24 protein-coding genes are annotated in these 25,024 nt (G+C 39.2%); 15 read left to right on the top strand and 9 right to left on the bottom strand.

The features are described from left to right. The first annotated feature begins 26 nt into the window (after window positions 1–26). From N0B29_RS09140 to N0B29_RS09160, 5 genes are all read left to right on the top strand, one after another. The gene (locus N0B29_RS09140) at window positions 27–614 is read left to right on the top strand and encodes a class I SAM-dependent methyltransferase (RefSeq protein WP_263833416.1); all 588 of its coding nucleotides are present in this window, start codon (window positions 27–29) and stop codon (window positions 612–614) included. Further along, window positions 611–1,393 carry an alpha/beta hydrolase gene (locus N0B29_RS09145; RefSeq protein ID WP_263833417.1) on the top strand — a complete coding sequence of 261 codons (783 nt, stop codon included), beginning with the start codon at window positions 611–613 and terminating at the stop codon, window positions 1,391–1,393. The genes N0B29_RS09140 and N0B29_RS09145 overlap by 4 nt, the downstream gene beginning before the upstream one ends. After that, window positions 1,386–2,558, top strand: a complete 1,173-nt coding sequence (locus tag N0B29_RS09150; protein WP_263833418.1) for a class I SAM-dependent rRNA methyltransferase — start codon at window positions 1,386–1,388, stop codon at window positions 2,556–2,558. Before N0B29_RS09145 ends, N0B29_RS09150 begins: the two co-directional genes overlap by 8 nt. Window positions 2,559–2,647: 89 nt before the next feature. Further along, on the top strand, window positions 2,648–3,376 hold the full coding sequence (locus N0B29_RS09155) for a PmeII family type II restriction endonuclease (protein ID WP_263833419.1): 729 nt from the start codon (window positions 2,648–2,650) through the stop codon (window positions 3,374–3,376). Between the two features lie 126 nt (window positions 3,377–3,502). After that, entirely contained in the window at window positions 3,503–4,741 is a 1,239-nt protein-coding gene (locus N0B29_RS09160; RefSeq protein WP_263833420.1) for a DNA cytosine methyltransferase, read from the top strand. A gap of 43 nt (window positions 4,742–4,784) precedes the next feature. Here the strand turns inward: N0B29_RS09160 and N0B29_RS09165 are convergent, their stop codons facing one another. From N0B29_RS09165 to dcd, 3 genes are read right to left on the bottom strand one after another with little or no spacing between them, the layout of a single operon-like run. After that, window positions 4,785–5,243, bottom strand: a complete 459-nt coding sequence (locus N0B29_RS09165; protein WP_263833421.1) for a hypothetical protein — start codon at window positions 5,241–5,243, stop codon at window positions 4,785–4,787. A gap of 12 nt (window positions 5,244–5,255) precedes the next feature. Further along, a complete protein-coding gene (locus tag N0B29_RS09170; protein WP_263833422.1) occupies window positions 5,256–5,894 on the bottom strand; it encodes a GNAT family N-acetyltransferase in 639 nt (212 codons plus the stop codon). A 6-nt stretch (window positions 5,895–5,900) separates the two neighbouring features. Further along, window positions 5,901–6,461, bottom strand: coding sequence for a dCTP deaminase (gene dcd / locus N0B29_RS09175; protein WP_263833423.1), 561 nt, complete (start codon window positions 6,459–6,461; stop codon window positions 5,901–5,903). A gap of 101 nt (window positions 6,462–6,562) precedes the next feature. Between dcd and accB the strand changes: the two genes are divergently transcribed. Both accB and N0B29_RS09185 read left to right on the top strand, forming a co-directional pair. Beyond that, the gene (gene accB, locus N0B29_RS09180) at window positions 6,563–7,039 is read left to right on the top strand and encodes an acetyl-CoA carboxylase biotin carboxyl carrier protein (RefSeq protein ID WP_263833424.1); all 477 of its coding nucleotides are present in this window, start codon (window positions 6,563–6,565) and stop codon (window positions 7,037–7,039) included. Beyond that, window positions 7,039–8,370 (top strand): acetyl-CoA carboxylase biotin carboxylase subunit, encoded by a 1,332-nt coding sequence (locus N0B29_RS09185; RefSeq protein WP_263833425.1) that lies wholly within the window; start codon window positions 7,039–7,041, stop codon window positions 8,368–8,370. The genes accB and N0B29_RS09185 overlap by 1 nt, the downstream gene beginning before the upstream one ends. Window positions 8,371–8,420: 50 nt before the next feature. Here the strand turns inward: N0B29_RS09185 and N0B29_RS09190 are convergent, their stop codons facing one another. Next, entirely contained in the window at window positions 8,421–9,272 is an 852-nt protein-coding gene (locus tag N0B29_RS09190; RefSeq protein ID WP_263833426.1) for a peptidylprolyl isomerase, read from the bottom strand. A 198-nt stretch (window positions 9,273–9,470) separates the two neighbouring features. Between N0B29_RS09190 and gltX the strand changes: the two genes are divergently transcribed. The 3 genes from gltX to upp are packed head-to-tail and all read left to right on the top strand — an operon-like array spanning window position 9,471 to window position 12,774. Continuing rightward, complete coding sequence (gltX, locus tag N0B29_RS09195) at window positions 9,471–10,862, top strand: glutamate--tRNA ligase (RefSeq protein ID WP_263833427.1); 1,392 nt, start codon at window positions 9,471–9,473, stop codon at window positions 10,860–10,862. 1 nt (window position 10,863) lies between these two features. Then, window positions 10,864–12,141 (top strand): malic enzyme-like NAD(P)-binding protein, encoded by a 1,278-nt coding sequence (locus N0B29_RS09200; RefSeq protein ID WP_263833428.1) that lies wholly within the window; start codon window positions 10,864–10,866, stop codon window positions 12,139–12,141. Next, window positions 12,142–12,774 (top strand): uracil phosphoribosyltransferase, encoded by a 633-nt coding sequence (gene upp, locus N0B29_RS09205; protein ID WP_263833429.1) that lies wholly within the window; start codon window positions 12,142–12,144, stop codon window positions 12,772–12,774. It begins immediately after the preceding gene. Window positions 12,775–12,820: 46 nt separating this feature from the next. Here upp and gdhA read toward each other — a convergent pair whose 3' ends face one another. Beyond that, window positions 12,821–14,182: an NADP-specific glutamate dehydrogenase gene (gene gdhA, locus N0B29_RS09210; protein WP_263833430.1), complete on the bottom strand. Its 1,362-nt coding sequence runs from the start codon at window positions 14,180–14,182 to the stop codon at window positions 12,821–12,823. A 21-nt stretch (window positions 14,183–14,203) separates the two neighbouring features. Continuing rightward, window positions 14,204–14,875, bottom strand: a complete 672-nt coding sequence (locus N0B29_RS09215; RefSeq protein WP_263833431.1) for an MqnA/MqnD/SBP family protein — start codon at window positions 14,873–14,875, stop codon at window positions 14,204–14,206. A gap of 120 nt (window positions 14,876–14,995) precedes the next feature. Between N0B29_RS09215 and N0B29_RS09220 the strand changes: the two genes are divergently transcribed. Both N0B29_RS09220 and N0B29_RS09225 read left to right on the top strand, forming a co-directional pair. After that, the gene (locus N0B29_RS09220) at window positions 14,996–15,739 is read left to right on the top strand and encodes a TerC family protein (RefSeq protein WP_263833432.1); all 744 of its coding nucleotides are present in this window, start codon (window positions 14,996–14,998) and stop codon (window positions 15,737–15,739) included. After that, window positions 15,739–16,746, top strand: coding sequence for a rod shape-determining protein (locus N0B29_RS09225; protein WP_263833433.1), 1,008 nt, complete (start codon window positions 15,739–15,741; stop codon window positions 16,744–16,746). Before N0B29_RS09220 ends, N0B29_RS09225 begins: the two co-directional genes overlap by 1 nt. 54 nt (window positions 16,747–16,800) lie before the next feature. Here N0B29_RS09225 and N0B29_RS09230 read toward each other — a convergent pair whose 3' ends face one another. Genes N0B29_RS09230 through nrfD form a run of 3 tightly spaced genes read right to left on the bottom strand, consistent with a single transcriptional unit; the run spans window position 16,801 to window position 20,922 of the window. Further along, a complete protein-coding gene (locus N0B29_RS09230) occupies window positions 16,801–17,499 on the bottom strand; it encodes a 4Fe-4S dicluster domain-containing protein (RefSeq protein ID WP_263833434.1) in 699 nt (232 codons plus the stop codon). A gap of 14 nt (window positions 17,500–17,513) precedes the next feature. Next, a complete protein-coding gene (locus N0B29_RS09235) occupies window positions 17,514–20,072 on the bottom strand; it encodes a molybdopterin-dependent oxidoreductase (protein ID WP_263833435.1) in 2,559 nt (852 codons plus the stop codon). A 10-nt stretch (window positions 20,073–20,082) separates the two neighbouring features. Further along, on the bottom strand, window positions 20,083–20,922 hold the full coding sequence (gene nrfD / locus N0B29_RS09240; RefSeq protein WP_263833436.1) for an NrfD/PsrC family molybdoenzyme membrane anchor subunit: 840 nt from the start codon (window positions 20,920–20,922) through the stop codon (window positions 20,083–20,085). 119 nt (window positions 20,923–21,041) lie between these two features. Between nrfD and phnD the strand changes: the two genes are divergently transcribed. The 3 genes from phnD to N0B29_RS09255 all read left to right on the top strand — a co-directional run bounded on the left by phnD (window position 21,042) and on the right by N0B29_RS09255 (window position 24,927). Next, window positions 21,042–21,914 (top strand): phosphate/phosphite/phosphonate ABC transporter substrate-binding protein, encoded by an 873-nt coding sequence (phnD, locus tag N0B29_RS09245; protein ID WP_263833437.1) that lies wholly within the window; start codon window positions 21,042–21,044, stop codon window positions 21,912–21,914. After that, on the top strand, window positions 21,911–23,281 hold the full coding sequence (locus N0B29_RS09250; RefSeq protein ID WP_263833438.1) for a sensor histidine kinase: 1,371 nt from the start codon (window positions 21,911–21,913) through the stop codon (window positions 23,279–23,281). Before phnD ends, N0B29_RS09250 begins: the two co-directional genes overlap by 4 nt. A 263-nt stretch (window positions 23,282–23,544) precedes the next feature. Continuing rightward, window positions 23,545–24,927, top strand: a complete 1,383-nt coding sequence (locus tag N0B29_RS09255; protein WP_263833439.1) for a sigma-54-dependent transcriptional regulator — start codon at window positions 23,545–23,547, stop codon at window positions 24,925–24,927. Window positions 24,928–25,024 lie beyond the last annotated feature (97 nt).

The raw sequence follows: 25,024 nt of genomic DNA on the forward strand, positions 1-25,024 counted from the left end.
TGCCTCTTCTTTTTTAGCCTTTTCCCATGCCACGTATTAACAACAAAACCTTTTATGAAAATGCCATCAAACGCTATGGCTGTACGGCAAAGGGGTTGAACTGGAACTCCAAGCAGTCGCAACATACGCGTTTTGAGGTGATTCATGAGCTTTTGGACGCGCATTTACCATCCAGTACTGTTATCGATGCTGGGTGTGGTTTTGGAGATCTTTATCTCTATTTGCAACAAAAAGGCTCTTTGCCTCGCAAATATATAGGTTATGATATGCTTCAAGAAGCGCTTTTCGTTGCCCAAAAACGCACCAAACAACAGTTTGCGCATAAAGATATTTTAAATGATGAGCTTGAATTTGCAGACTTTTATGTGGCAAGTGGTTCGATGAATATTTTGAATCGTTTTGAGACGTTTTTGTTTATTCGCCGTTGTTATGAAGCTTCAAAAAAAGGGTTTGTTTTTAACTTGCTTAGAGGCGAGGAAAAAGAGGGTCATTTTAATTACTTTTTGCCTGAGGAAATCGAAGCACACGTCAATGATTTTGCGTACGATGTAGAAATTTATGAGGGTTATATGGAAGGTGATTTCACCGTATTTTTGAAGAAGGAAGATTTATGAAAAAACTTTTACTAGGCGTTGTAGGGCTCTATTTGGTAGCGATGGGATATTTGTATTTCACACAAAATGACCAACTCTTTCCTGCTAAATCAATTGAGAAGCAAGCCAAAGTAAGTGGTGAAAATATTGAGTCACTCTCTTTACATGTAAAAGAGGGTGTTGATTTAGAGGGTGTTTTACGCCATGATGAAGCGAGCGATGCTGGGCTTATCATCTACTTTGGTGGAAATGCCGATGATGCGACACGTTTTGTTTTACATGTAAAAGAGCTTCAAGGCTATGATATTATTGCGTTTAATTACCGAGGGTATGTTGGAAGTACGGGGAAACCTAGTGAAGAAGCCCTATTTTCAGATGCTTTGAAAATTTATGACACATACGCTAAAGGTCGAAAAGTCGTTGTGATAGGGCGCAGCTTAGGCACAGGAGTTGCTACGTACCTTGCTTCTCAAAGAGTTGTTGATGGCTTAGTTCTTCTGACTCCTTACGATTCTATTATTTCTATTGCTAAACTCAAATACCCTTTCTTCCCGATCGATCTTTTGCTCAAAAACAAATTTGAAAGTATTAACTATCTGCCTTTAGTGAAAGCAAAAATTGCGGTGGTCGAGGTGGAAAATGATGTTACGATTCCACGTTACCATCTTGAAAGACTTTTAGAAGCAATGCCAACAAAGCCTTTACATGTCATTCTTTCCAACACCACACACGGCAAGATTCTCGAGCACCCAGCCTTTACCAGCGAATTACAAACTATATTAGGAAAAATCATTGAATAAAGTCTATATCAAACACTCTGTTGTTCCCAAACTAAGACGCTTTACCCCATGGGTTTATGCCAACGAAATTGACTCTGCTTTAGAGGAGTTTCAAAGCGGTGAAGTCGTTGCACTCTTTTCCAAAAAAGATGGCTTTTTAGGAACAGCCTATGTCAATCCAAAGTGCGCTATTTTTGCTCGCGTTCTTAGCTTTGGCAAAGAGGAGATCGGCAAAAAGTTTTTCCACAACCGCATCAAAAGAGCCATTGCAAAGCGTGAAGCACTTTTGTCTCAAACGAATGCTGTACGTCTCATCCACTCCGAAGCAGATTTTCTACCAGGGCTTATTGTCGACAAATATGGCGACACGCTCTCCATTCAGATCAACACCGCAGGAATGGAAACGTTTCGTGAACTCATTTTAAGTACTCTTAAACAACTTGTCAATCCTGCTTGGATTATTGAAAAATCCGATGAGCACTCACGCGAGATCGAAGGCTTAGAGAGTAAAAACGGCACACTTTTTGGCACACCAACAACGCAATTTGAGCTGAGTGAAAATGGTTTGACTTTTTTAGTGGACATTGAAGATGCCCAAAAGACAGGCTTTTACCTAGATCAGCGTAAAAATAGAAGCGTATGTGCGAGTTACATTAAAGAAGGCGACACGGTACTTGATGTGTGTTGCAATGCCGGTGGTTTTGGCATTTATGCACTCTCCAATGGTGCTAAAAATGCTGTCTTTGTTGACATCTCAGAATCAGCCATAGAGCAAACCAAAGCCAACTTGCACGCCAATGCAATGGAAAACTACGAAGCCTACACCGCCGATGCGTTTGCGTTTATGAAAGAGAAAAAGTATAAAAACAGTTTTGATCTGATCGTGCTTGATCCGCCCTCTTTTGCTAAAACCAAAGAACAAGCTAGTGGCGCAAAAAGAGGCTTCAAACACCTTTTGATGGAGTCCACCAAAGCGGTCAAAGACGGCGGCTTAATCGCGCTGTTCTCCTGCTCCTTTCACGTCGGCAAAAAAGAGCTTTTAGAAATCGCAATGGAAGTGTCACACGATCTGAAAGTGCAATATATACTGCTTGAGCAGATGCAACAAGACAGCGACCACCCTTGCCTTATTAATGCCTCTGCATCGTTTTATCTGAATGGATTGTTGCTTCGGGTTGAGAAGTAAAAAGCTTACATGTAAAGCTTTTTGATTTTAATAAAAACGCAATTAAAGGTAATGTATGATGCCTTTTATCTTATAAATGGGAATTGATAATGACTGAGCATGAAAAATGTGAAATTTTGCAAAAAGCCAAAATCTGGTTTAAAGACTCAATTATCGAAAATCATATTAAAAATACTTTGAAGCTATCAAACATCAAAGAATTTAATGTTAATCCTTTTTTGTTGGCGTATTTATCCAATTTTTTAGAAGGTAATCACGACCCTATAAGTATTGCCAAAGCTTTAATTTATCCTAGAGTTCTTGGCACATCGATCAATACATCTTTTGGAACCAATATTCAAAAATTTACAGCTACAGTACTCTCTTCTTTTGGGAGTACGACTTCGGGGATTGATATAGAATTTATCGATATGATTGATGGTGAAAAGAAGTTTTGTCAACTCAAATCAGGCCCAGACACGATTAACAAAGATGATGTTGAAACGATAGCCAAACATTTTACGGATGTCATTCACTTATCAAGAACGAATGGGGTCAAAATTGGGTTTGGCAATTTAATCGTAGGTGTTATTTACGGTGAATTCTCCGATTTGAGTTCACACTACAAAAGAATCACTAAGCAATATCATTATGATGTTATTATCGGCAATGATTTTTGGCACAGACTTACAGGTGATCCTGATTTTTACATAGACTTAATCAAAGCTATTGCAGAAGTGGCAACTGAAGCTGATTTTAAACATGAACTTGATCATGTCATTGAAGAACTCGCTCAATCAGAATACGTTCAAACACTTTCTCATAATCTTAATTCATAAAATAAATATTTCAAAATGTAATCTTTTGAGTGCAAAAGATTTTTTTTGATTATTCTTCGATTAAGCAAAAAGTTTAGTCACTATGCTATAATAACCATGTATAATGTTGTATAAGGTGGGTATTGAATGCAAAGAACATTTTCATTAAATGAAACAGCAGAAATTTTATCGGTCAATAAAGAGACACTACGAAGATGGGATAATGCAGGCAAATTAAAAAGTATTCGTAATCCTATTAATAATTATCGTGAATACAGACAAGATGATTTAGTTATATTTGAAAACGCAAAATTACATTTTAATACCATTGCTGATCGATATGAATCTCCTAAAAAGCTGTACAAGAGTATTGAATTATTTGCAGGAGCTGGGGGCTTAGCGTTAGGCCTCGAAAAAGCAGGAATAGAACACGCATTACTCAATGAAATTGATAAATATGCTGTGCAAACACTGAGAAAAAATAGACCACATTGGAATGTGGTTGAAGGGGATATCTCAAAGATTGATTTTACGCCATATCACAACAAAATAGACCTCTTAACAGGAGGGTTTCCTTGCCAAGCATTCAGCTACGCAGGAAAACGGCTTGGCTTTGAAGATACACGAGGAACATTGTTTTTTGAATTTGCAAGAGCTCTCAAAGAGACCAATGCCCCTGTCTTTTTAATCGAAAATGTTAAAGGTCTTCTTTCTCATGATAATGGGAAAACACTTCAAACGATGATAGAAGTGTTAACACAAGAATTGGACTATCATGTATTTGAGCCACGCGTTCTCAAAGCCATCTATTACAGAGTTCCACAGAAGCGAGAACGGCTCATTCTTGTAGGCATCAAAAAAGAGTATAAAGATAAGATCAATTACATGTATCCAAAGCCGTATCAAAAGATTTATACTTTAAAAGATGCCCTTAAAAAAAGTGATTTATACGCTACAGATGTACCAACTTCTTATGGGCAATCTTATCCTAAGCGTAAGAAAGAAATTTTAGAGATGATAAAGCCTGGTGGTTATTGGCGAGACTTACCCATTGAGCTTCAAAAAGAGTATATGCAAAAGAGTTTTTATCTTGGTGGTGGTAAAACAGGAATGGCAAGAAGAATCTCATGGGATGAACCTAGCCTTACTTTAACATGTTCGCCTGCTCAAAAACAGACTGAGAGATGTCATCCTGATGAGACGCGCCCTTTTCAAATAAGAGAGTATGCGCGTATTCAGACGTTTCCTGATGATTGGGAATTTGAAGGCTCACCTTCGCATCAATATAAACAAATTGGTAATGCTGTGCCTGTGAATTTAGCAGAAGAGATTGGGCATACACTCGTCAAATTATTAAATGATATAAAGATAAGTGAAGAAGCTTAATACATCGTTTTTAATGCTTACATGTAAATCTTCTAAGATTTATTTAGGTAGTTACTTCTAACTTCCCTTTTTCAATAAAACTCAAAAATTCGGCTTTAAATTTGACTCTATTTTCATCTTTTTGTATCCATGCGACGTGAATTTTACGCTCTGCCTCGATGATGGGAAACCATGTTTTTTGCAAAGCATGATCTAACATACAACGATCGTAAATGGATTCCAAAAAGTTCCAAACGATAAAAGCGTAGATGTCATACTCTGTCTCTTGTTCTACACTTCGCTCAATGCCTTGACGTACCAAATGAGGCTTATTGAGGGCTTCTTTGAGAATTTCGAAGTACATTTTATCGATTTCACCGTAGTGAACGATTTGCATGGTTTTACGATACGTTCGCATGGAATAAATCAGTGCAAAGATAGCCATCATTGTCGCTAAAATGCTCATGATAGCACTCACGGCTGTCCAGAGGGTTTCGTATTCGTCACTTAGAAAAATTTCCATCAAAAGCTCCTTTTAGATGAGGTTTAAAATCGGTGGTACATGATCTAGCATTTTTGCAATGCGAGAGTCATTCTTAGAGCAACCATAGACGTTTGCGTAAAGTTTTTCAAGCCATGATTGCAATGTTTCCTTGGGAATTTTATGCAGATTTGGCTGATACACCAAAAGTTCCATAGGTGGCGCTTCTTCGCTGCTTTGAAGCGGTAAAATATAATCAAATGGATCAATTTTTAAAGCACCCAAATGGCGGTAAAATTGTTCTCGTTTTTCGCGAATTTTTTGCTCATTTGAGCTTTTCTCAGGCGAGTCGATCTCGATGAGAAGAGCTCTCGTACCATGCGTTTGGAACAGCTGGTCAATGCTACTTTTTAAAAGCATTGAACCTAGCCCAATGCCTCGCTCTTTTTCATCAATTGCCATGTATTCGAGTAGGAAAAAATCTTTATTATCTGGATGATACATAATACAAAATCCAACAATTTTTTCGTCACTATATGCCAGATAAATAGTATAAAAAGAGGCGTGTTGCATCGCTAAGAGTGCATCGCGAGATTTCTGTTCTGAGAGAGGAAAAGCGGTAGAGTAGATGGCATAAAAGCCATCAAACTCATGTGTATTACTGCTCCCTAAAGCTTTTACATGTAAAGCCATACGGAGTTATTTTAAAATGCGTGGTAGGGTAATACCTGTTTGTCCTTGGTACTTACCGTGTTTGTCTTTGTAAGTGGTTTCACATGGCGTATCACCCTCTAAAAAGAGCACTTGTGCAATGCCTTCATTGGCATAAATTTTTGCGGGGAGCGGGGTGGTATTTGAAATTTCGATGGTAATGTGACCTTCAAACTCTGGCTCAAATGGTGTGACGTTAACGATGATGCCACAACGTGCATAGGTACTTTTACCCAAACAAATTGCAAGGACATTTTTAGGAATACGAAAGTACTCCACAGTACGTGCCAACGCAAAAGAGTTCGGTGGGACAATACAAATGTCGCCCACAAAATCTATAACATTTTTATCGTCAAATTCTTTAGGGTCAACCACGGTCGAATTGACATTGGTGAAAATCTTAAACTCACGCCCAACACGGATGTCATATCCATAACTGCTGACACCATAACTCACGACATCACGGCCAACTTGATCCTCACAAAAAGGCTCTATCATACGCTCTTTAAGCGATTTCTCTCGTATCCAACTGTCTGCTTTTAAACCCATAAAAGTACCTTTACATTATTAAGTGAGTGTATATCTTTAGTATGGTATTATAGCACATTTTATGTCATGCCAAAAAATGGCAAATATTTAGGAGAAACCGAATGGACAAAAATGAGATCAGAGAGTTAATACGTATTTTTGATAAAAGTGATATCACAAAACTCAAAATCAAAGAGGGTGATTTTAGCATTGAGTTGCAAAAAGGTTTAGAGGGTGGTGTAACCTATACAACGGCTGCTCCAGCTCCAGTTATGCAAGCTCAAAGTGTAGCTCCAGCTTTAGCAGCAGCGCCTGTTGCACACGTTGGCGGTGAAGCAAGCATCAATGCAGCGCCTGCTGGTTTAAGCATCAAATCACCAATGGTCGGAACTTTCTACAAATCTCCAGCCCCAGGTGCGGCTCCGTTTGCAAAAGTGGGCGATATTATCCGTAAAGGTCAGCCTATCGGAATTATTGAGGCGATGAAAATCATGAATGAAATTGAAGCAGAATTTGACTGTAAGATTTTAGAAATCCTTGTTGAAGATGGTCAGCCAGTAGAATACGATATGCCAATCTTCGCGGTGGAGAAAGTGTAATGAAGATTGAGAAAATTCTTGTTGCCAATCGTGGTGAGATCGCCCTTCGTGCAATAAGAACCATCAAAGAGATGGGGAAACAAGCGATTGCGGTTTATTCCACAGCGGATAAAGATGCACTCTATCTTCAGCATGCCGATGCAAGTATCTGTATTGGTGGACCAAAGTCATCTGAGAGCTATTTGAGCATTCCTGCTATCATTAGCGCGGCTGAGATCAGTGGTTGTGATGCTATCTTTCCAGGATACGGTTTTTTAAGTGAGAACCAAACTTTTGTTGAAGTGTGCAAACACCATAACATTAAATTTATCGGGCCTTCTGTTGATTCTATGGTTTTAATGAGCGATAAATCAAAAGCCAAAGAAGTGATGAAAAAAGCGGGTGTTCCTGTTATCCTCGGTAGCGAAGGTGCGCTTGAGAGTGTTGAAGAGGCGAAAAAACTCGCTGAACAAATCGGACTTCCTGTTATCGTCAAAGCGAGTGCAGGCGGTGGCGGACGCGGTATGCGTGTGGTTGAGAAGATGGAAGATTTGGAAAAATCATTCCTCGCAGCAGAGAGCGAAGCGCTGAGTGCGTTTGGCGATGGCACGCTTTACATGGAAAAATACATTAAAAATCCACGTCACATTGAAGTTCAAGTTATTGGCGATTCATTTGGTAATGTTGTGCATATTGGTGAGCGCGACTGTTCGATGCAACGTCGCCATCAAAAGCTTATTGAAGAGTCTCCTGCTATTGCGCTCGATGCCAAAACAAGAGCAAGACTTCATGAAGTAGCGGTTAAAGCAACCAAATATATCGGTTATGAAAATGCGGGAACATTTGAGTTCCTCTTAGACGCGGATAAAAATTTCTACTTTATGGAAATGAACACCAGACTTCAAGTCGAGCACTGTGTCAGTGAAATGGTAAGCGGTATCGACATCATTGAGTGGATGATTCGTGTGGCTGAGGGTGAAAAACTTTTTGATCAAAGCGCACTAACATTCCGTGGTCATTCTATTGAGTGTCGTATTACGGCAGAAGATCCTGTCAAATTTATCCCAAGTCCAGGTAAAATCACAAAGTATATTATCCCTGGTGGTCGTAACGTACGTATGGATTCTCATGCGTATCAAGGCTACTCTGTACCGCCACACTATGACTCTATGATTGGAAAATTGATCGTTTGGGGTGAAGATCGTACACGTGCTATTGCAAAAATGAAACAAGCTTTGAGTGAGTTACAAATTGAGGGTATTAAAACGGTAAGAGATTTTCATTTGAATATGATGGATAACAAAGATTTTATCGAAAACAAGTTTGATACAAACTATCTTTCACGCTACTAATAAAAAAGGTCGCTTTTAAAGGCGACCTTCCACTTCTTTAAATCTCTTGCTTATGGTGCTCTGATAACTTGAATGTTAGCAGATGATTTGAGTTTTTCAAAATACTCTTCGATTCCTTTTTGCTCTTTACCTTCACCAAGTTTATTATAAATATAATTTTTTGCATCGGCAAAAGAGACACTTTGAACATTGTATTTTTCTTTGACAAAGAACATCACATAATTTGAATCATTTTTAGAGATCGCAGTAAACTTACCTTTAGCGGTTTTGTTGAGGAGTGCTAAAAGTTTTGGATCCGTTTTGCCTGCTTCAATTTTTCCTTCTTGAAGTTGAACATCACTTGCAGCGCTCATTGGGTTGTTTTGGATAGCTGTTAAACTTTGTTGATTTGCACTGGTATAGATTGTGACATCAAAAGCGCCTGCTTGTGAAAACTCATTGAGGTTTTCATTATAATAGGCCTGAAGTTCACCATCATTCATTTGTTGCATTTTGGTACTTACAATTTTTTTATAGAGTTTATCGCGTTGCAATTTCTTTTTAAGATCTTCTTTGTATTCGGCAATGTCAATATTTTTTGAGCGAATCATATTGAGAAAATCGTATTGGTTCATGTTGTTGCTGATCGCCAAGCTTTCAATATATTGATCGACTTCAAAATTGTCAACGGTAATACTTTGTTTTTTAATCTCAGACTCTTCCAGTTTTTGTCTTACCAAAATATCCAAAGCCTCTTTTTTAGAGATATTAAAGCGCTGAGAGTATTTAAAAACATCGTAAAGTGTTATTGGTTCTTTGTTAATTATGAGAGAAACGCCATCAACTGTGCCTGCACTTGCAGGTGAGAAAAGAAGGGTTGTACACAAAGTTACAAAAGTTAACACCTTTAATTTAATCTTCATCAATAATCCTTTGTTTTAAGAAAAATAGCTATATAATCGTGTTGTATTAAAAATAAGAGCTACGAATGATAACATTTTTTTAAGCAAAAAAAATTAAAAAAATGTTTTTATATGCGCTCCAGTAGAATTTTTGTTCTCCGCGTAACGAAATGATACATAATTTATACATAATTCATCAAAAATAGTGAAGGTACAGTCATGGTTGTGACACGATTTGCCCCTAGTCCCACGGGATATTTACATATTGGAGGGCTAAGAACGGCTCTTTACAGTTATCTTTGGGCAAAAAGAAATAATGGAAAGTTTTTATTCCGTATTGAAGATACAGATCTTGCTCGAAATTCTAAAGAAGCTGCGGAAGCGATTGTTGAAGCCTTTAAATGGGTAGGGCTTGCGCATGAGGGTGAGATTGTTTATCAATCTGAGCGTTTTGATCTTTACAAAAGTTATGTTAAAAAGCTTTTAGAAGAAGGCAAAGCTTATAAATGTTATATGAGCAAAGAAGAACTCGACGCGCTTAGAGAAGCTCAGATGGCACGCAAAGAGCGTCCGCGTTATGATGGCAGATACCGTGATTTTACAGGTACTCCACCAGAGGGCGTTGCACCTGTAATTCGTATCAAAGCGCCTACAAGTGGCGTTGTTTCATTTGTCGATGGTGTCAAAGGTGAAGTCACATTTAATGCAAGTGATATGCTCGATGATTTTATTATTGCACGAAGTGACGGCACACCAACGTATAATTTTGTGGTTGTTATTGATGATGCCCTTATGGGTGTTAATGAAGTCATTCGTGGAGATGACCACCTTTCAAATACCCCTAAACAGATCATCTTATATCAAGCACTTGGCTTTGATATTCCTAAATTTTACCATGTTCCGATGATCCTCAATCCTGAGGGCAAAAAGCTCTCTAAACGTGATGGTGCGGTCGATGTAATGGAGTATAAAAGAGAAGGCTATTTGCCAGAAGCATTGCTCAATTTCCTCATTCGTCTAGGGTGGAGTCATGGCGATCAAGAGATTTTCTCGTTTGACGAGATGAAGGCTTTATTTGATCCAAACAATATCAATAAATCAGCTTCTGCATACAATCAAGAAAAACTTGTGTGGCTCAATGCGCATTACATTAAACAAGCGAGTTATGAGCGTTTAATTGATGAATTACGCTTTTTTGATCTGGATCTTTCTTTACATGTAAAAAAAGAGTTACTTATTGACGCATTAAGAGATAGGGCAAAAACACTTGTTGAGTTTGCAAGCCTTGCAAAACAGATTTTAGAAGCACCAACGTGTTACGATGAAAAAGCTGTTGAAAAGTTCTTAACAGTCGATGGACTAAGTGTTTTAGAGCACTATTTTGAAGCGTTAAAGAGTACAAAAGAGCTTAGTAATGCGAGTGAATTTGAAACATTTACGAAAACATTTTTAGAAGAGAAAAATTTGAAACTTAAAGATCTGGCACAAGCCATTCGTATTGCGATGGTTGGAAGTTCTGTAAGTCCTTCGATTTTTGAAGTATTAGAGATTATCGGTTATGAGAGTGTTGTGCAAAGAATTCAAAAATTAATATCATATAAAAGGAGTTAGTGTGAGTAATAAGGGAAAAGTTACTAAAGAAGAGTCTTTAGAGTATCATATTGGTGGAAAAATCGAGATAAAAGTTAAAACACGTTGTGATACCGCTAGAGATCTTTCAATGGCCTACACTCCAGGTGTTGCACACCCCTGTTTAGAGATTGAAAAAGATAATGAATTAGCGTATAAATATACCAACAAAGGTAATCTTGTTGCTGTCATTAGTGATGGAACAGCCGTTCTTGGACTTGGCGATATTGGTGCCGTTGCAGGAAAACCGGTTATGGAAGGCAAATCAGTTTTATTCAAAAAATTCGCTGATGTTGATGCTTTTGATATCGAACTTGACGAGCATGATGTTGATAAAATCGTTGCTATCTGTAAAGCGCTTTCTCCAACATTTGGTGGTATCAATCTTGAAGATATTAAAGCACCAGGTTGTTTTGAAATAGAGCGAAAGCTTCAAGAATGTGTTGATATTCCTGTTATGCACGATGACCAACATGGTACTGCTATGATTACATCTGCTGGACTTATTAATGCCCTTGAAATCAGTGGCAAAAAAATAGAAGAGATGAAAATCGTTGTCTCTGGTGCTGGTGCTGCTGGTATTGCTTGTGCAAAAATGTACAAACTCTTAGGCGCAAAGAAAATTGTGATGATCGATAGTAAAGGTGTTATCCATTCAGGCAGAACAGACCTTAACACATATAAAGCAGAGTTTGCTCTTGAGACAAGCGATAGAACACTTGAAGATGCAATGAAAGGCGCGGACATGTTCCTAGGTCTTTCAAAACCAGATGTTGTAAGCCAAGAGATGGTTAAATCAATGAATCCGTACCCAATCATTTTTGCTCTTGCAAACCCAACACCTGAAATTTTACCTGAAGAAGTCCATGCTATTAGAAATGACGTTATGATGGGAACAGGTCGAAGTGACTATCCAAACCAAGTTAACAACGTATTGGGTTTCCCTTTCATCTTTAGAGGTGCGCTTGATGTGAGAGCAACCAAAATTACAGAAGGCATGAAAATGGCAGCTGCTGTTGCGATGGCAAAATTGGCAAAAGAAGATGTGCCTGATTATGTCAAAGCGGCTTACAATGGCGAAGATCTTAAATTTGGTATCAATTACATTATTCCAAAGCCATTTGATAGAAGAGTTTTTGTGTGGATTTCTGCCGCGGTTGCGGAAGCTGCAATCAAAGATGGCGTTGCTCGTGTGAAAGATTTTGATATGAAAGCTTATCGTGCAAAACTTCAAGCCATTATTGATGCGGAGCAAAAATAAGTGAAAAATGTCCATCTCATCAAACATCCTTTGATCGAGCATAAACTTTCGATTTTAAGAGATGAAAAAACAGAGCCCTTTCAGTTTCGCCTTTTAGTCGATGAAATCTCTTATTTGATGCTGTTTGAGGCAACAAGAGATTTACCATTAAGAGACGTGAAGGTTCAAACTCCTGTCGCAGTGGCAAATGCTAAAAAGCTGGACGTGAAGATTATGATCTGCCCGATTCTTCGGGCGGCTCTTGGTATGCTGGACAGTGTTTTTAAACTCATTCCTGATGCGAGTGTGGGCTTTTTAGGCTTTCAGCGCAATGAAAAAACGCTTGAAGCAGAATTTTACTATGCCAAACTTCCTGCTGACCATACGGAGCGTACCGCGATCATCATTGATCCGATGTTTGCAACGGGTGGTACGGCGATTGATGCGGTGAATTTCCTTAAAGGTAAAGGTGTTCAAGACATTCGCTTTTTATGCCTTGTTTCAGCGCCTGAAGGACTTAAAAAGTTTCATGAACTACATCCTGATGTACCTGTTTATACGGCATGTATTGATGATGGATTGAATCAAAATGGTTATATCGTTCCTGGTCTTGGTGACGCTGGGGATAGAGTTTTTAATACCATTGGTGCTTAAAAACACTTTCTAGCCTTTACATGTAAAACGGGCTTTGCCCGTTTTACTACACCGCTCCTTGGTCGATCATGGAGTCTGCTACTTTTCTAAATCCTGCAATATTCGCACCCAACATCAAGTTGCCTTCATCGCCAAACTCTTTGGATGTTTTATAAGAGAGATCAAATATATTTTTCATAATGCCTCTAAGCTTACTATCGACTTCAACAAAGCTCCATTTTTGCATACTGGCGTTTTGACTCATCTCTAACTGGCTGGTCGCCACACCACCTGCATTGGCAGCTTTTGCTGGACCATAAAACATTTTCTTAGAGAGCATAAAATCAATCGCGCCAGGTGTGCTTGGCATATTGGCACCCTCATTTACCAAACGGCATCCATTTTTGTAAAGTATTTGAATATCAGTAAGATTCAGTTCATTTTGCGTGGCACTTGGGAAAGCTGCAAAACAAGGAATACTCCAAACAGCATTGGTTCCTTCTGGATACTCACTAACAGGTATATACATAGCTTGTGGATGAATTTTGAGGTATTCTGTTAAATCTTTTCGGGCAACTTCTTTAATCGTTTTCAGTGATTTGAAATCAATGCCATTTTTATCGTAGATCATTCCATGTGAGTCGCTACATGTAACAGGAGTAGCGCCTAATTCATAGAGCTTTTGAATGGTATAAAGTGCAACATTCCCTGCACCCGAAACCGTGCAGATTTTACCTTTAAGTGAATCACCTTGCTTGTTGAGAATATTTTCCGCAAAATAGACCGAACCATAACCTGTAGCTTCTGTGCGTGCAAGAGAACCGCCCCAATTAAGCCCTTTGCCTGTTAATGCCCCTTCAAAACGACCCGTAAGACGTTTGTATTCGCCAAACATATAGCCAATCTCTCGTCCGCCCACGCCAATATCACCCGCAGGGATGTCTTTGGTTTCGCCAATGTGCTTGGAGAGTTCCACCATGAAAGACTGGCAAAAACGTATAATCTCGCCTTCGCTTTTACCCTTAGGATCAAAGTTACTGCCACCTTTTGCACCGCCAATAGAAAGCCCTGTGAGCGAGTTTTTAAAAATCTGCTCAAAGCCTAAGAACTTAATAATGCCAAGATTGACACTGGGGTGAAAACGAAGACCGCCTTTGTAAGGTCCAATGGCAGAGTTAAACTGGACACGGTAGCCGATATTGGTTTGAATCTTGCCTTGATCATCTATCCAGACGACGCGAAAGAGAATTTGACGCTCGGGGATGACGATACGCTCCAAAATATTGTACTGATCGTACTTGGGTTCGGATTGTAAGAGCGGTTCAAGCGAGGTTAAAACCTCCTCAACCGCTTGGTAAAATTCGGTCTGACCGGGTGTACTTTCGATCGTGGATTTGAGAACTTTGTCAATATAGCTTTTCACAGACATCGGGCAACTCCTTTGAGGATTTTACGATGAAGACTTTTGAAGGCGTTTTGCTTTTTTCAAAAAGATAAAGAGTGCTTTTTGCTCTTTTCTTCCAATGGAATAGCTAATAAGTTTGAGATACTCTTTGATGTTATGCTCAGAAATACCACGCTTGGTTGCATAATTTTTTAAAATATAGTTGGGAATTTTAATCGGTCGTTGAACGAATTTTGCACAGAGTTTTTTGTAAAAACTTTGACGCTCATTCACGCATAATCGTGCAAAAACGAAGGGAAGATGGTATTTATCATGCCATATCTGAGCAAGATCGATGTAGGCATCAGGCTCTTGTAGATAGAGCTTGAGTGCGCGATCTCCAATGAACACTTCACCTTGTAAATCAAGAACGCGAGCGAGCATGTTGGATGTTGCAGAAGCAGGATCTCTTTTAGCTTCTCCTTTTTTCAGGATGACACTTTTAACATTTTTTTGCGCCACAATACCAATCGGTAAAGGGGTAATTGATTTGCGTTTACTTTCGATGCTTGAGATAAATGCAGCATCCACAACACGTTTTCTAAATTTGCGATTAATGCTGGAAGGTACGGACTTTTGATGTTCACAGGAACGCTTAAAAGCATTGGGAAGTGAGGCCCGTTTTAAAAAAACATGAAATGGAAGAAGATTGATATAATCTATCTTTCCAAAGACCATACAGACTCCTTATTTTGGGTTCTGTATTATAACGCGTCTAGCTTAACAGGATGGTTTACTAAGAAGATTTATACCCAAAAGTCGGTACAATCAAATCAAAAAAATTAGGAAAGAATTGACATGTTAGAATCGCTATTTACAGCCGAAGCGTTAATGGCATTATTGACCTTAACAGCCTTAGAAATTGTGCTTGGAATCGACAATATTATTTTCATAGCGATCTTAGTAGGCCGCTTGCCCGCACATCAAAGAGATAAAGGCAGAATTTTTGGTCTTGGTCTTGCGATGCTAACGCGCATTATGCTTCTTCTTTCACTTTTTTGGATTATGAAACTCACAACGCCTCTGTTGACTATTTTTTCGCAGGAGATTTCGGGGCGCGATCTGATTTTGATTGTGGGTGGACTGTTTTTGCTTGCCAAATCAACAACAGAAATACACGAAGATATTGAAGAGAGCGGTAAAGAAGAGCAAGAGCTTAAAAAAGGTTCACGCGGTTTTTTTAACACACTCATCCAAATTGCTATCTTAGACATCGTTTTTTCATTGGATTCTGTTATTACGGCTGTGGGTATGGCCAATAATATCATCGTTATGATCCTAGCCGTTGTGCTTGCCGTGGGTGTTATGATGTTCGCAAGCAAAAGTATTTCTAACTTTATTGATGCCAATCCTACCATTAAAATTTTGGCACTCTCCTTTTTGATTTTAGTCGGTGTTACGCTCATTGCAGAAGGGCTTGATTTTCATATCTCCAAAGCCTATGTCTATTTTGCGATGGCATTCTCTCTTGCCGTTGAGTCTATTAACATTTATAGTCGAAAGAAAAAAGCTAAAAAATCAGTCGCACACAAAGAGTTATAATGTTTTCTTTTTTTCATTCTTCCAATGCCTTTGCCATTGATCTAGGGACGAATAATACGCTCGTTTACCAACCCAAACGCGGTATTATTTTAGATGAGCCGACTTCGATTGCCTTCGATAATAATCGAAATTCATTTTTTGATGGTGGCGTCTCTTCAAGACGCATGTGGGGTAAAAATCCCAAATATATTGAAGTGATGCATCCACTTTCCAGAGGCGCTATTGCGAATTTAACGGTTGCAAAAGCGTATATCAAAGAGGTGATTTCTCGTATAGCACAGAGTCGATTCTTTAAGCCGACGATAGTTGTGAGTGTTCCAAGTGATCTCAATTCTATGGAGCGGAGCGCTGTGGTGGAAGCGTGCAAAGATGGGGGTGCTCGTGAAGTGATGCTCATCAAAGATCCTTTTTCTGCCGCGCTTGGTTCGATGCAGTCCATTGAGCTACCCAAAGGAGTTTTGGTTCTTGACGTTGGCGCAGGAGTGAGTGATATTTCGCTACTTTCATGCAATGGCATCGTGATGAGTAAGTCCCTTCGTCTTGCCGGGAATGACCTTGATGAGGCGATCATTGAATATTTTAAAGCACATCATCGCGTGCTTGTTTCTCACAACGATGCGGAGCGTTTGAAAAAAGAGTTGGGAAATCCTTTTGTGAATGAAGCGATAACGATGCAGATTAATGTAAAAAATCTCGTCTCTAGGCTTCCTGAACGCTTTGTTGCCAGTTCCATCGATGTACGCCAAGCCATCTTACCCATGGTCGATAAAATAGTCTCTCTGACACACAGTATACTCTCAGAACTTCCTCCTACTTTTGCCCAAGATATTTACGATCAGGGTATTTTGCTCACAGGTGGCTCTTCAATGCTTTTTGGGCTGGATCGTTACCTCAGTGAAAAATTAGAAATAACCGTTAATCCAGTGGAAAATCCTTTGCATAATATCATTTTAGGGGCAGGGCGAGCTATGGAAGAGGCGCGTTATAGCTCACTTCTAGGTGTTTAGAAACTAAATAGAACAAAAATTATTGGCAAAGACCCTCGAATGAGGGTCTTTGATTTAGTTGTAGCTTCTGATATAAAACACTTTAGGTTTTGTACCTTTTTCAGGAAGCAATACCGTTGGCTTATGTGCTCTAAGTGTTGTCGAAATTTGACTTTTCTCATCATTAAGATCGCCAAATATACGCGCATCCGCTGGACATGCTACCACACAGGCAGGTGCCAATCCTTGTGTAACTCTGTGGTTACAGAATGTACACTTCTCAACTGCCCCTTTACGGCGTATTGCTTCATAGCCACCAGCACCTCGTGCCGCATTGAAGTTAGGAAAGGGAGCCTTTGCTTTGTCACTGAGCTCTTTTTTAGAAAATGTTCCACCTTTAACAATACTACTATCATCGGTTACATAATCCAAGAAAGCGTGCTCTTTATTAAAAAAGATAACCCCATAAGGATCAGCCAGCATACAACTTTTACAACCGATACAAAGACTTGGATCGTGTACAACCATACCATCTTCATTTTTGTGCATCGCTTGTGTTGGACACACTCTTACACAAGGAGCATCTTCACAGTGGTTACACAGGGTTGGCGTATGCGTATAGGTCACTTTTGGGAATACACCATAGGTTTCGATTTTATGACTTGCCCAGTCAATTCCATCTGGCGTATTATTTTCACTTTTACATGCAAGATCACATGCACCGCATCCCACACAACGATGGAGGTCAATAATCATTCCATATTTTTTTGCCATTGTTTATCCTTCACCTATATCTTTTCAATTTTTACGCGAGTATGTCCACCATGTCGTGGGTTTGAGCCACTAAGGCGCTCCCAGTCATAACAATATAAATCATTGTTATTTCCGCCACGAGGTTTTGATCCAAAGATTTCTGACCCTACGCGACCATACGCCCAGTGACCCTGTCCATAACATTTGGCAACAGTTCCAGGACGAATACCTTCCCATAGTTTAATCTCACTCTCAATAGTGCCAAACATAGAGCTAACACGTACTTTGTCACCATTTTTAAGTCCGAGTTTTTTACCGTCTAATGGATTGATTTTGGTAACATCTTTTTCATTTTCATCACCAGGGTCAACACTTTTTGTACTGTAATACCAAGGAGTATTTTGGCTTCTTCCTTCTCGGTTAAGGCGTGAGCGATGATCGATAAAAATGAATGGGTAAATCGTCTCATCTCCATACCGTACTGCTGGCTCATAGTGAGGTACAAAGAAAGCTTCACCTTTGACGGTATAGTTTGCCGCTTCAATAGCTTCATCAAGCGTCATTTTATGTTTATCAGCATGATTTTGCATTCCCGCTTTAAGCGTTTCACTGAAAAACTCAAATTTATGGGTTGCTGTATGAAAATGACCTATTTTTTCGCCAATTTTGTAGCGTTTTGTTTTCCAAATGCCTTTTTCAAGTAACTCAGCCCAGCTATTTATCGTATCGCCTTTGCTATTACTGCTACCATCCCAACAAGGTTTAGTGAAGAATTTCATTGCAAAGAGGTCAAACTCTTCAGGTGTCTCTGGTGTTTTGCCCGTTTCAGGATCTTTGAAATTCTCTTGATAATATTTCAGAGGTAAATCAAAACCTTTTTTTGCGAGTGCTTGAGCGAGCATAAATGGCACTTCTGTCTCATCTGTTTTAGCTTCACCATAAGGTTTGATAAGCGGTTGATGGATGGAAAGATAGGCTGTCAAGTTTTGTTTATTTTTAGCAAATCCATAACGCTCAAGCATATGCATTTTAGCTGGTAATACAATATCTGCAAACATTGTCATCTCTGCAATATTGGTTGTAATATGAGCAAAGAATGGTAATTTTGACATTGCCTCTTCCCATTGTTTTGTTCCCATAGAAGAGAAGACCCAGTTATTCCAATAACCAATTGCCATTTTGATGTCATACGGATCTTGATCAAGCATGGCTTGTGCAACCCTTGAGGTACACACAAATCCACCCGATTTCATGTGCTCAAGTGCTGGAAACCCTTTGGTTCCTCGCTGATCGATTTTTGGTTTTTTCAAACTGTCAGCAAAACGAGGGTCAAGATAAGGCTTCACATCAGGTGTTTTGGCATTAGGCGCTGAACCTTGTTGTAAGATACCGCCAACGGAATCAACAGAGCCTACAAGACCATTGAGCGCATGGCATGCAAAGGAAGAGATGCCTCCTCTTATTTGCATAGAAGCGCCTGGACTTGTCCATGAAATGGCTCTATTGCCAGCTTCCGCAAATTCACGAGCTACTTCACAAATCTCTTTGGCACTAATACCTGTAATTGGCTCCGCCCACTCAGGAGTACGATCTTTTAGCTCTAAATTCCACCATGCAACAACACCATTGGTATGAATTTCATTAAAGACAACAGGAATTTTTTTATCTTCAACAATAATTTCTGTTGGAACTTCTTGTCCTGCAACAAAATAGTTGACTTTATCAGCAAAATCACCTACAAAATTTCTGTTCCATTTGCCCTCAGTAAGAATAACATGGGCAATGGCAATAGCAAGTGCTCCGTCGGTTCCAGGAATAATGGGCAACCAACGATGCGATTTAGCTCCCGTAGCGGATAAACGAGGATCAATCGTCGTGATTTTAGCTCTATCTTTAACATTTCCAAATTGGTTGATAAACCACGGTGTCTGACGGTTAGAGGCAACCATGTCTGAACTCCAACCCAAAATATAACGAGTATTTTGAAGATCAAAGTCAGCATAAGCTGGATAGCCCTCAGATTGCTCTCGCCCAAACTCTTCTGCATCTGCACATAAAGCACTGTGTGAAATGTTATTTGGGCTACCAATTAGTTTTGGAAATGTTCCATACATGATTTCATTCATTCCTGTGTAACGACCACGTGTTAAAAGGAATTTATGTGTTTCACCTGCATTAATAAGTTCCATAATTTTATCGGCTATCGTATTGATGGCTTCATCCCATGAAATAGGTACAAATTTAGGATCAATACCTCTGCCTTTTTTAGGATTGGTTCGTTTAAGAGGTGTTTTAACACGATCTGGATCATACACTTGTTGCAATGCCAAATGAGGTCTAGGACAAATACGTCCACCACTTGGAGAGTTGGGATTACCTCTGACTTTAATAACTTTACCATCAACCACGAGTCCTTGAATGCTACACCAACTTGTGCATCCTTGACAGGTCGTTGAAACCCATTTACCAGCTTCACCTTCATAACCCAGTTCACCTGTTTTTGCTTCTGCCTCTTCTGGAAAAATGGACAATGTCGAAGCTACGGCAGCCGTTCCTGCTGTTGTTTTGAGAAAATCTCTTCTGTTAATACTCATCATTGACTCCTTATACTGCTTGACCAAGATAAACAACTAAGTTTTTAAGGAAAAAACTTCCCAGAACCATCGTAGCGAATGTTGGGATGGCAACTATTTTTAACGATGTTTTGCCTAAGATAACGAGGGTTAAAAGTACCATTGGTATGATTAAACCAACTAAGATACTAAGCCCCCAAAACTCAATGCCAAAACTTCCCATCAAGACTTCATAGGCATGTTTTGAAGAGGCGGTTGTAAGGGCAAGATTGTAAACCCATGCAAAAACAGCTGCTAACTCAAGCGTTAAAATCATGTTGATGATAATAGGGAGTTTGAAGCGTGCGATGAGTCCTTCTAGGCTTTCAAGGTTGAGCAATAACATTAATGATGAACCTGAAAGAATGGAAGAGACAAAGAAGATGACAGGAATTGCATTGTTCCAAGGCTCTTTTGCGATGCCGGAGAGCAAGAATCCATGATACAAACCAACCAAGCCAGCAAGGATGGCACCTGCATAAATAATTTTTGAGCAGAGAGATTCAACACCACTGGTCAGTACTTTAAAGGCGATAAGGAGCGCAACGGCTACAAACGCACTTTGTAAAAAAATACCGATCGACATAAACGATGTTGGATTAATCGCATAGATAGTTTTGATCACGTTTAGTGGGCGACCAAGTTCCGTTAAAAGCAAAAGCAATCCTGCAATCACCAAAAGTGGTGCAATAACAAATGATTTTTTCACAAAAGTATCATAAACTTTTGCATCAATATAGTACAGTATAACCCCCACAAGGAAGGCTCCTACACCTAAACCACCCAAAAATAGATCGAGCGAGACCCGTATATCCCACAATAAATGCATCATGGACTCCTTTAAAGTTTTTTGAACTTTTCTTCAAGTACAATGTACTAACTGCAATTATCATGCCAACTTCTAAAAGCCCTAAAATAGGGGATTTAAAGAGAAAAAGGAGTCTTCGGAAGATGAAAAACGATCAAATTTTGACCAGTGCCTTTCAAAAATTTACCATGTTTTTTTTGCTACTTTTGTTACCTTTTTCACTCTATGCCAAAGAAAAAATTGTCCTTGGTCTTACGGGCACTGTTTTTAAAGATGATCTTAAAAATTTTATGGATTGGGAGAAGTATCTGGAGAGTAAAAACAGTGAGTTTGACATCCAAATCCGCTTTTCAAAAACCTATGCTGAGATGAATACACTCATTAAAGAGCATAAAGTCGATATTGCGTATGTGTGTAACTCTAGTTATACCAAATTGGACAAAGAGGGAACGGGAAAAATTTTGGTGATTCCTATCTTTGATGGAAGTGACCAATATTATTCCTATATCATTGCAAAGAAAAACAGCCGTTTTAATTCATTATCTGACTTTAAAGATGCCATTTTTGCCTTTACCGATCCAGAGAGTAATTCGGGAGCAACGGCGCCTAGTTATTATATGTTAAGTCATGGGATGGATCCAAAAACTTTCTTTAAATCCTACATTTATACCTATGAACATGGCGAGTCGATTAAAGCGGTGATTGATGGTTTTGTGGATGGTGCAAGCGTGGATAATATTGTCTATACCCGTTTTGCACAAAAGCATCCAGAGCAGATCGAGCAGCTTAAAATTATTCAGGTCTTAGGACCTTATACCAATTCTCCGATTGTAGCGAGAAGTTCATTGCCCCAAAAGCAGTTTGATAAGCTACAACATGCCTTTGCAACAATGCACTTAGACTCTTATGGTCAAAGCATTTTGGAAAAGCTCTCGTTGGATCGCTTTGATCTTCCCTCTGGTCAAGATTTTTCCAATGTAGCCAAAATGCTTGAAGTCATTGAACAAAGACAATGAAAAAGCTTTTTGACTATCTTTTAGCGCTTTCGGTTCAAGTCAAACTTGCCACGTTAATTTTTGGGGTTGTTTTTGCGATCTCTTCCGTTTCTATTATCATCAACATTGACATTCATAAAAACCATACCAATCAGATCATTGATGAGCTGATTAAGACCAACATCAACTCCAATAAAGCGTTTGTGAGTGAATTTATACTCACGCACAATCAATGGGAACTCTACAAATTTCTTAAAACGCTAAGTTCGAGTAGTTTGATCGAAAGTTCTGGATTTATAGACAATCAAAATGTTATTGTGGCGCATACCGATACGGAACATTATCGTCTTGGTGATACGTTTAAAGAGTTTGACACTTACAATGTTGTCCCTTTTGAACAAGATGGGGTGACCTTTGGCTCTTTTGTGCTTAAAGTGAAAAATCAAACACTTTTGAGTATGTTGGAAGACACCTTTTTAGCGCAGTTCGTTCTGCTCCTTTTAGTGGCGTTGCTCTCACTCATTATTGCCAATATTTTTATGGGAAGACTGCTTGGAAGGCTTCATTTGCTTGCAAATAATGCGACAGCAATCATCGAAAAGCGTTGGGATGACATCACCATTTATCAAGGGCGTGAAAACGACGAGATCACACGCATCATCGAAAAAACGACACAGTTGATGCACGAACTCAGAGAGTCTATTGAAAAAGAGGAGAAGAACGCTCGCATTTCACACTCACTTATTATATTGGGTGAAATTGGCTCCTCTTTTGCGCATGAGGTTAAAAATCTATTACAGCCTTTGAAGTTGCTGCTTTCTCCCGCACAACTACCCGATAAAGAAGATATGCCCATCATTCATGGAGCATTAGCGCGCATCGATCATCAGGTTGTGGACTTTTTGGCCCTTGCAAAACCCGCTGATTTTAAGTACGAAAAACCTTTACATGTAAAGCCATTTGTTGAAGAGTCTATCGCGTTATTGCGCTCTTCTTTGAATAAAAAACATTTAATGATTCAGAGCATCGTGGAAGAGGATTTGAGCGTTAAAATGGGTGCGAATGCCATTGAAATTATTTTGATCAATTTACTGAATAATGCCATTGATGCAGCATTTCAACGAAGTACGATTGAGATCACATGGAAGAGGGCAGAGCAAGCAGGATTTTCCATATTATGTGTGAAAAACAGTGGTGAAACGATGGATGAAAAAACCAAAGCCAATCTTTTTAAACCCTTTTTCACGACCAAAAAAGAGGGTTCGGGTTTGGGGCTTTTTAGCATCTATAAAATTGTCTACCTCTCCAATGGTTACATCGAGTTTGAAAGTCAAAAAGAGCAGACAAAGTTTTGTCTCTATATCCCATGTGAAGAAGCAAGTACCTAACCATAGTTAATAGCACCTTTTGACATTTAAAAAAGGGTATAGATACAAGGCGGATTTTTGCAGGTTTACTTATTGTAAATCAAAAAAATCTAACGCAGTAGACATGCCCTTTTTTAAATGCCCTATAGGTGAAAGGATTTTGCCTCATCTTCGTCGTTAAATTTATTCAACTTGCAATAAGCAAGTCATCATAAATTTGCCTAGAAGCTAAAGCAAAATCCTTTCATCAAAAGGTGTTACTAACTATGGGTAGGTACTTAAGTATGAAAATTGCTATTATTGATGACCAGCAAGAGATTCGCTACTCGGTTGCTAAAATTTTACAGCGCAATCACCATACACCGTTGCAGTTTAACGGCGAAGAGTTTGAACTCTCTTTAATCATCGAAGAGCAAGGTGTTGAGCTTTTAATTGTCGATGTGATGCTTGGCGAAAATCTTACAGGCATTGATCTGATCAAACAGTTTAAAAAAGCAGGCATTCAACTTCCTATCATTTTGATGACAGCGTATACCACGCCTACGAATATGATTGAAGCGTCCAAAATTGGCATTAAAGACATTTTGCAAAAGCCTTTTGATGAGGCGCAACTTTTAGAATTGGTTGGAAAATACATGCACACTTCAAGCAAAGAGAAGAGTGCTAAAAAGCCTATAAAACAAGGGGAAGAGGCGTTTGTAGGTTCGTATGAAACGATGAAAGAGATTTACAAGAAGATTGGCATCGCCGCCAATAATGACCTCTCTGTGCTTATTTACGGTGAAACAGGAACGGGTAAAGAGCTTATCGCCAATCTGATTCATACCAACTCGACTCATAGTGAACACCCCTTTATTGCCGTGAATTGCGCTTCCATCCCTAAAGATCTTTTTGAGAGTCAGCTTTTTGGGCATGAGAAAGGCTCTTTTACGAGCGCCGATAAACAGCACATCGGTTTTGCTGAACTTGCAGGGGAGGGAACACTTTTTTTAGACGAGATTGGAGAACTCGACATTGAGCTTCAAAGCAAACTGCTGCGTTTTTTGGAGACGAAGAAGTTTAGACGCGTTGGAGGCTCTAAAGAGCTTAATTTTGAAGGACGCATCATCAGTGCGACCAATGCCAATCTTAAAGCGCATATTCAAAAATCAACGTTTAGGGAAGATCTTTACTTTCGCCTCTCGATGCTCACGATTACGATGCCATCTTTAAAAGAGCGCATTCAAGATATTCCTATTTTGTGTGAGCATTTTATTGCCAAAGCTAACCGTGATCTTAAAACGACCATTACATCTATTTCCGAAGAGGCGTTGGTTAAACTTGCACGTCATCATTGGAGAGGAAACATTAGGGAGCTGCGCAATACTATCTACAGTGCCTGCTTAAATGCCAGTGATGACATGATCAAAGCGGATGACATCAAAGAGTTTGAAGAGACAGAAGATATACAGAAACAGCTGCATAAATTTTGCCTAGCGTATTTACAAAAGGAAGGGGTTGAAAAAGCCCATGATTTGGAGCAAACCTTGCAAAAAACCTTTTTACATGTAAGCTTTTCGCTTTGCCCAAACATCACACAGCTTTCCACCATACTCGATATTTCTCGCAATACACTCAAAAAACAGCTTAGAGAATTTGGTATTTATGAAGGGGAAGAAGAGAAGTAAGAGGTAGCCTAAGCTACCCCTTGCATTTAAGCGCGTTCCAAGAAGGTCATATCTTTGATAAGCCCTTCACTGCTGTGATGAATAATATGCCAACTGT

The organism is Sulfurospirillum oryzae (assembly GCF_025770725.1).
GTDB lineage: Bacteria > Campylobacterota > Campylobacteria > Campylobacterales > Sulfurospirillaceae > Sulfurospirillum > Sulfurospirillum oryzae.

Bases quoted from the DNA above. Each gene is read 5' to 3' on its own strand.
- N0B29_RS09145 (WP_263833417.1), top strand. From the start codon at position 611: ATGAAAAAACTTTTACTAGGCGTTGTAGGGCTCTATTTGGTAGCGATG.
- N0B29_RS09230 (WP_263833434.1), bottom strand. From the start codon at position 17,499: ATGGCAAAAAAATATGGAATGATTATTGACCTCCATCGTTGTGTGGGA.
- N0B29_RS09220 (WP_263833432.1), top strand. From the start codon at position 14,996: ATGTTAGAATCGCTATTTACAGCCGAAGCGTTAATGGCATTATTGACC.
- N0B29_RS09170 (WP_263833422.1), bottom strand. From the start codon at position 5,894: ATGGCTTTACATGTAAAAGCTTTAGGGAGCAGTAATACACATGAGTTT.
- N0B29_RS09160 (WP_263833420.1), top strand. From the start codon at position 3,503: ATGCAAAGAACATTTTCATTAAATGAAACAGCAGAAATTTTATCGGTC.
- N0B29_RS09165 (WP_263833421.1), bottom strand. From the start codon at position 5,243: ATGGAAATTTTTCTAAGTGACGAATACGAAACCCTCTGGACAGCCGTG.
- N0B29_RS09235 (WP_263833435.1), bottom strand. From the start codon at position 20,072: ATGAGTATTAACAGAAGAGATTTTCTCAAAACAACAGCAGGAACGGCT.
- N0B29_RS09190 (WP_263833426.1), bottom strand. From the start codon at position 9,272: ATGAAGATTAAATTAAAGGTGTTAACTTTTGTAACTTTGTGTACAACC.
- N0B29_RS09140 (WP_263833416.1), top strand. From the start codon at position 27: ATGCCACGTATTAACAACAAAACCTTTTATGAAAATGCCATCAAACGC.
- N0B29_RS09225 (WP_263833433.1), top strand. From the start codon at position 15,739: ATGTTTTCTTTTTTTCATTCTTCCAATGCCTTTGCCATTGATCTAGGG.
- N0B29_RS09185 (WP_263833425.1), top strand. From the start codon at position 7,039: ATGAAGATTGAGAAAATTCTTGTTGCCAATCGTGGTGAGATCGCCCTT.
- N0B29_RS09155 (WP_263833419.1), top strand. From the start codon at position 2,648: ATGACTGAGCATGAAAAATGTGAAATTTTGCAAAAAGCCAAAATCTGG.
- gdhA (WP_263833430.1), bottom strand. From the start codon at position 14,182: ATGTCTGTGAAAAGCTATATTGACAAAGTTCTCAAATCCACGATCGAA.
- N0B29_RS09250 (WP_263833438.1), top strand. From the start codon at position 21,911: ATGAAAAAGCTTTTTGACTATCTTTTAGCGCTTTCGGTTCAAGTCAAA.
- nrfD (WP_263833436.1), bottom strand. From the start codon at position 20,922: ATGATGCATTTATTGTGGGATATACGGGTCTCGCTCGATCTATTTTTG.
- N0B29_RS09215 (WP_263833431.1), bottom strand. From the start codon at position 14,875: ATGGTCTTTGGAAAGATAGATTATATCAATCTTCTTCCATTTCATGTT.
- accB (WP_263833424.1), top strand. From the start codon at position 6,563: ATGGACAAAAATGAGATCAGAGAGTTAATACGTATTTTTGATAAAAGT.
- N0B29_RS09255 (WP_263833439.1), top strand. From the start codon at position 23,545: ATGAAAATTGCTATTATTGATGACCAGCAAGAGATTCGCTACTCGGTT.
- phnD (WP_263833437.1), top strand. From the start codon at position 21,042: ATGAAAAACGATCAAATTTTGACCAGTGCCTTTCAAAAATTTACCATG.
- gltX (WP_263833427.1), top strand. From the start codon at position 9,471: ATGGTTGTGACACGATTTGCCCCTAGTCCCACGGGATATTTACATATT.
- dcd (WP_263833423.1), bottom strand. From the start codon at position 6,461: ATGGGTTTAAAAGCAGACAGTTGGATACGAGAGAAATCGCTTAAAGAG.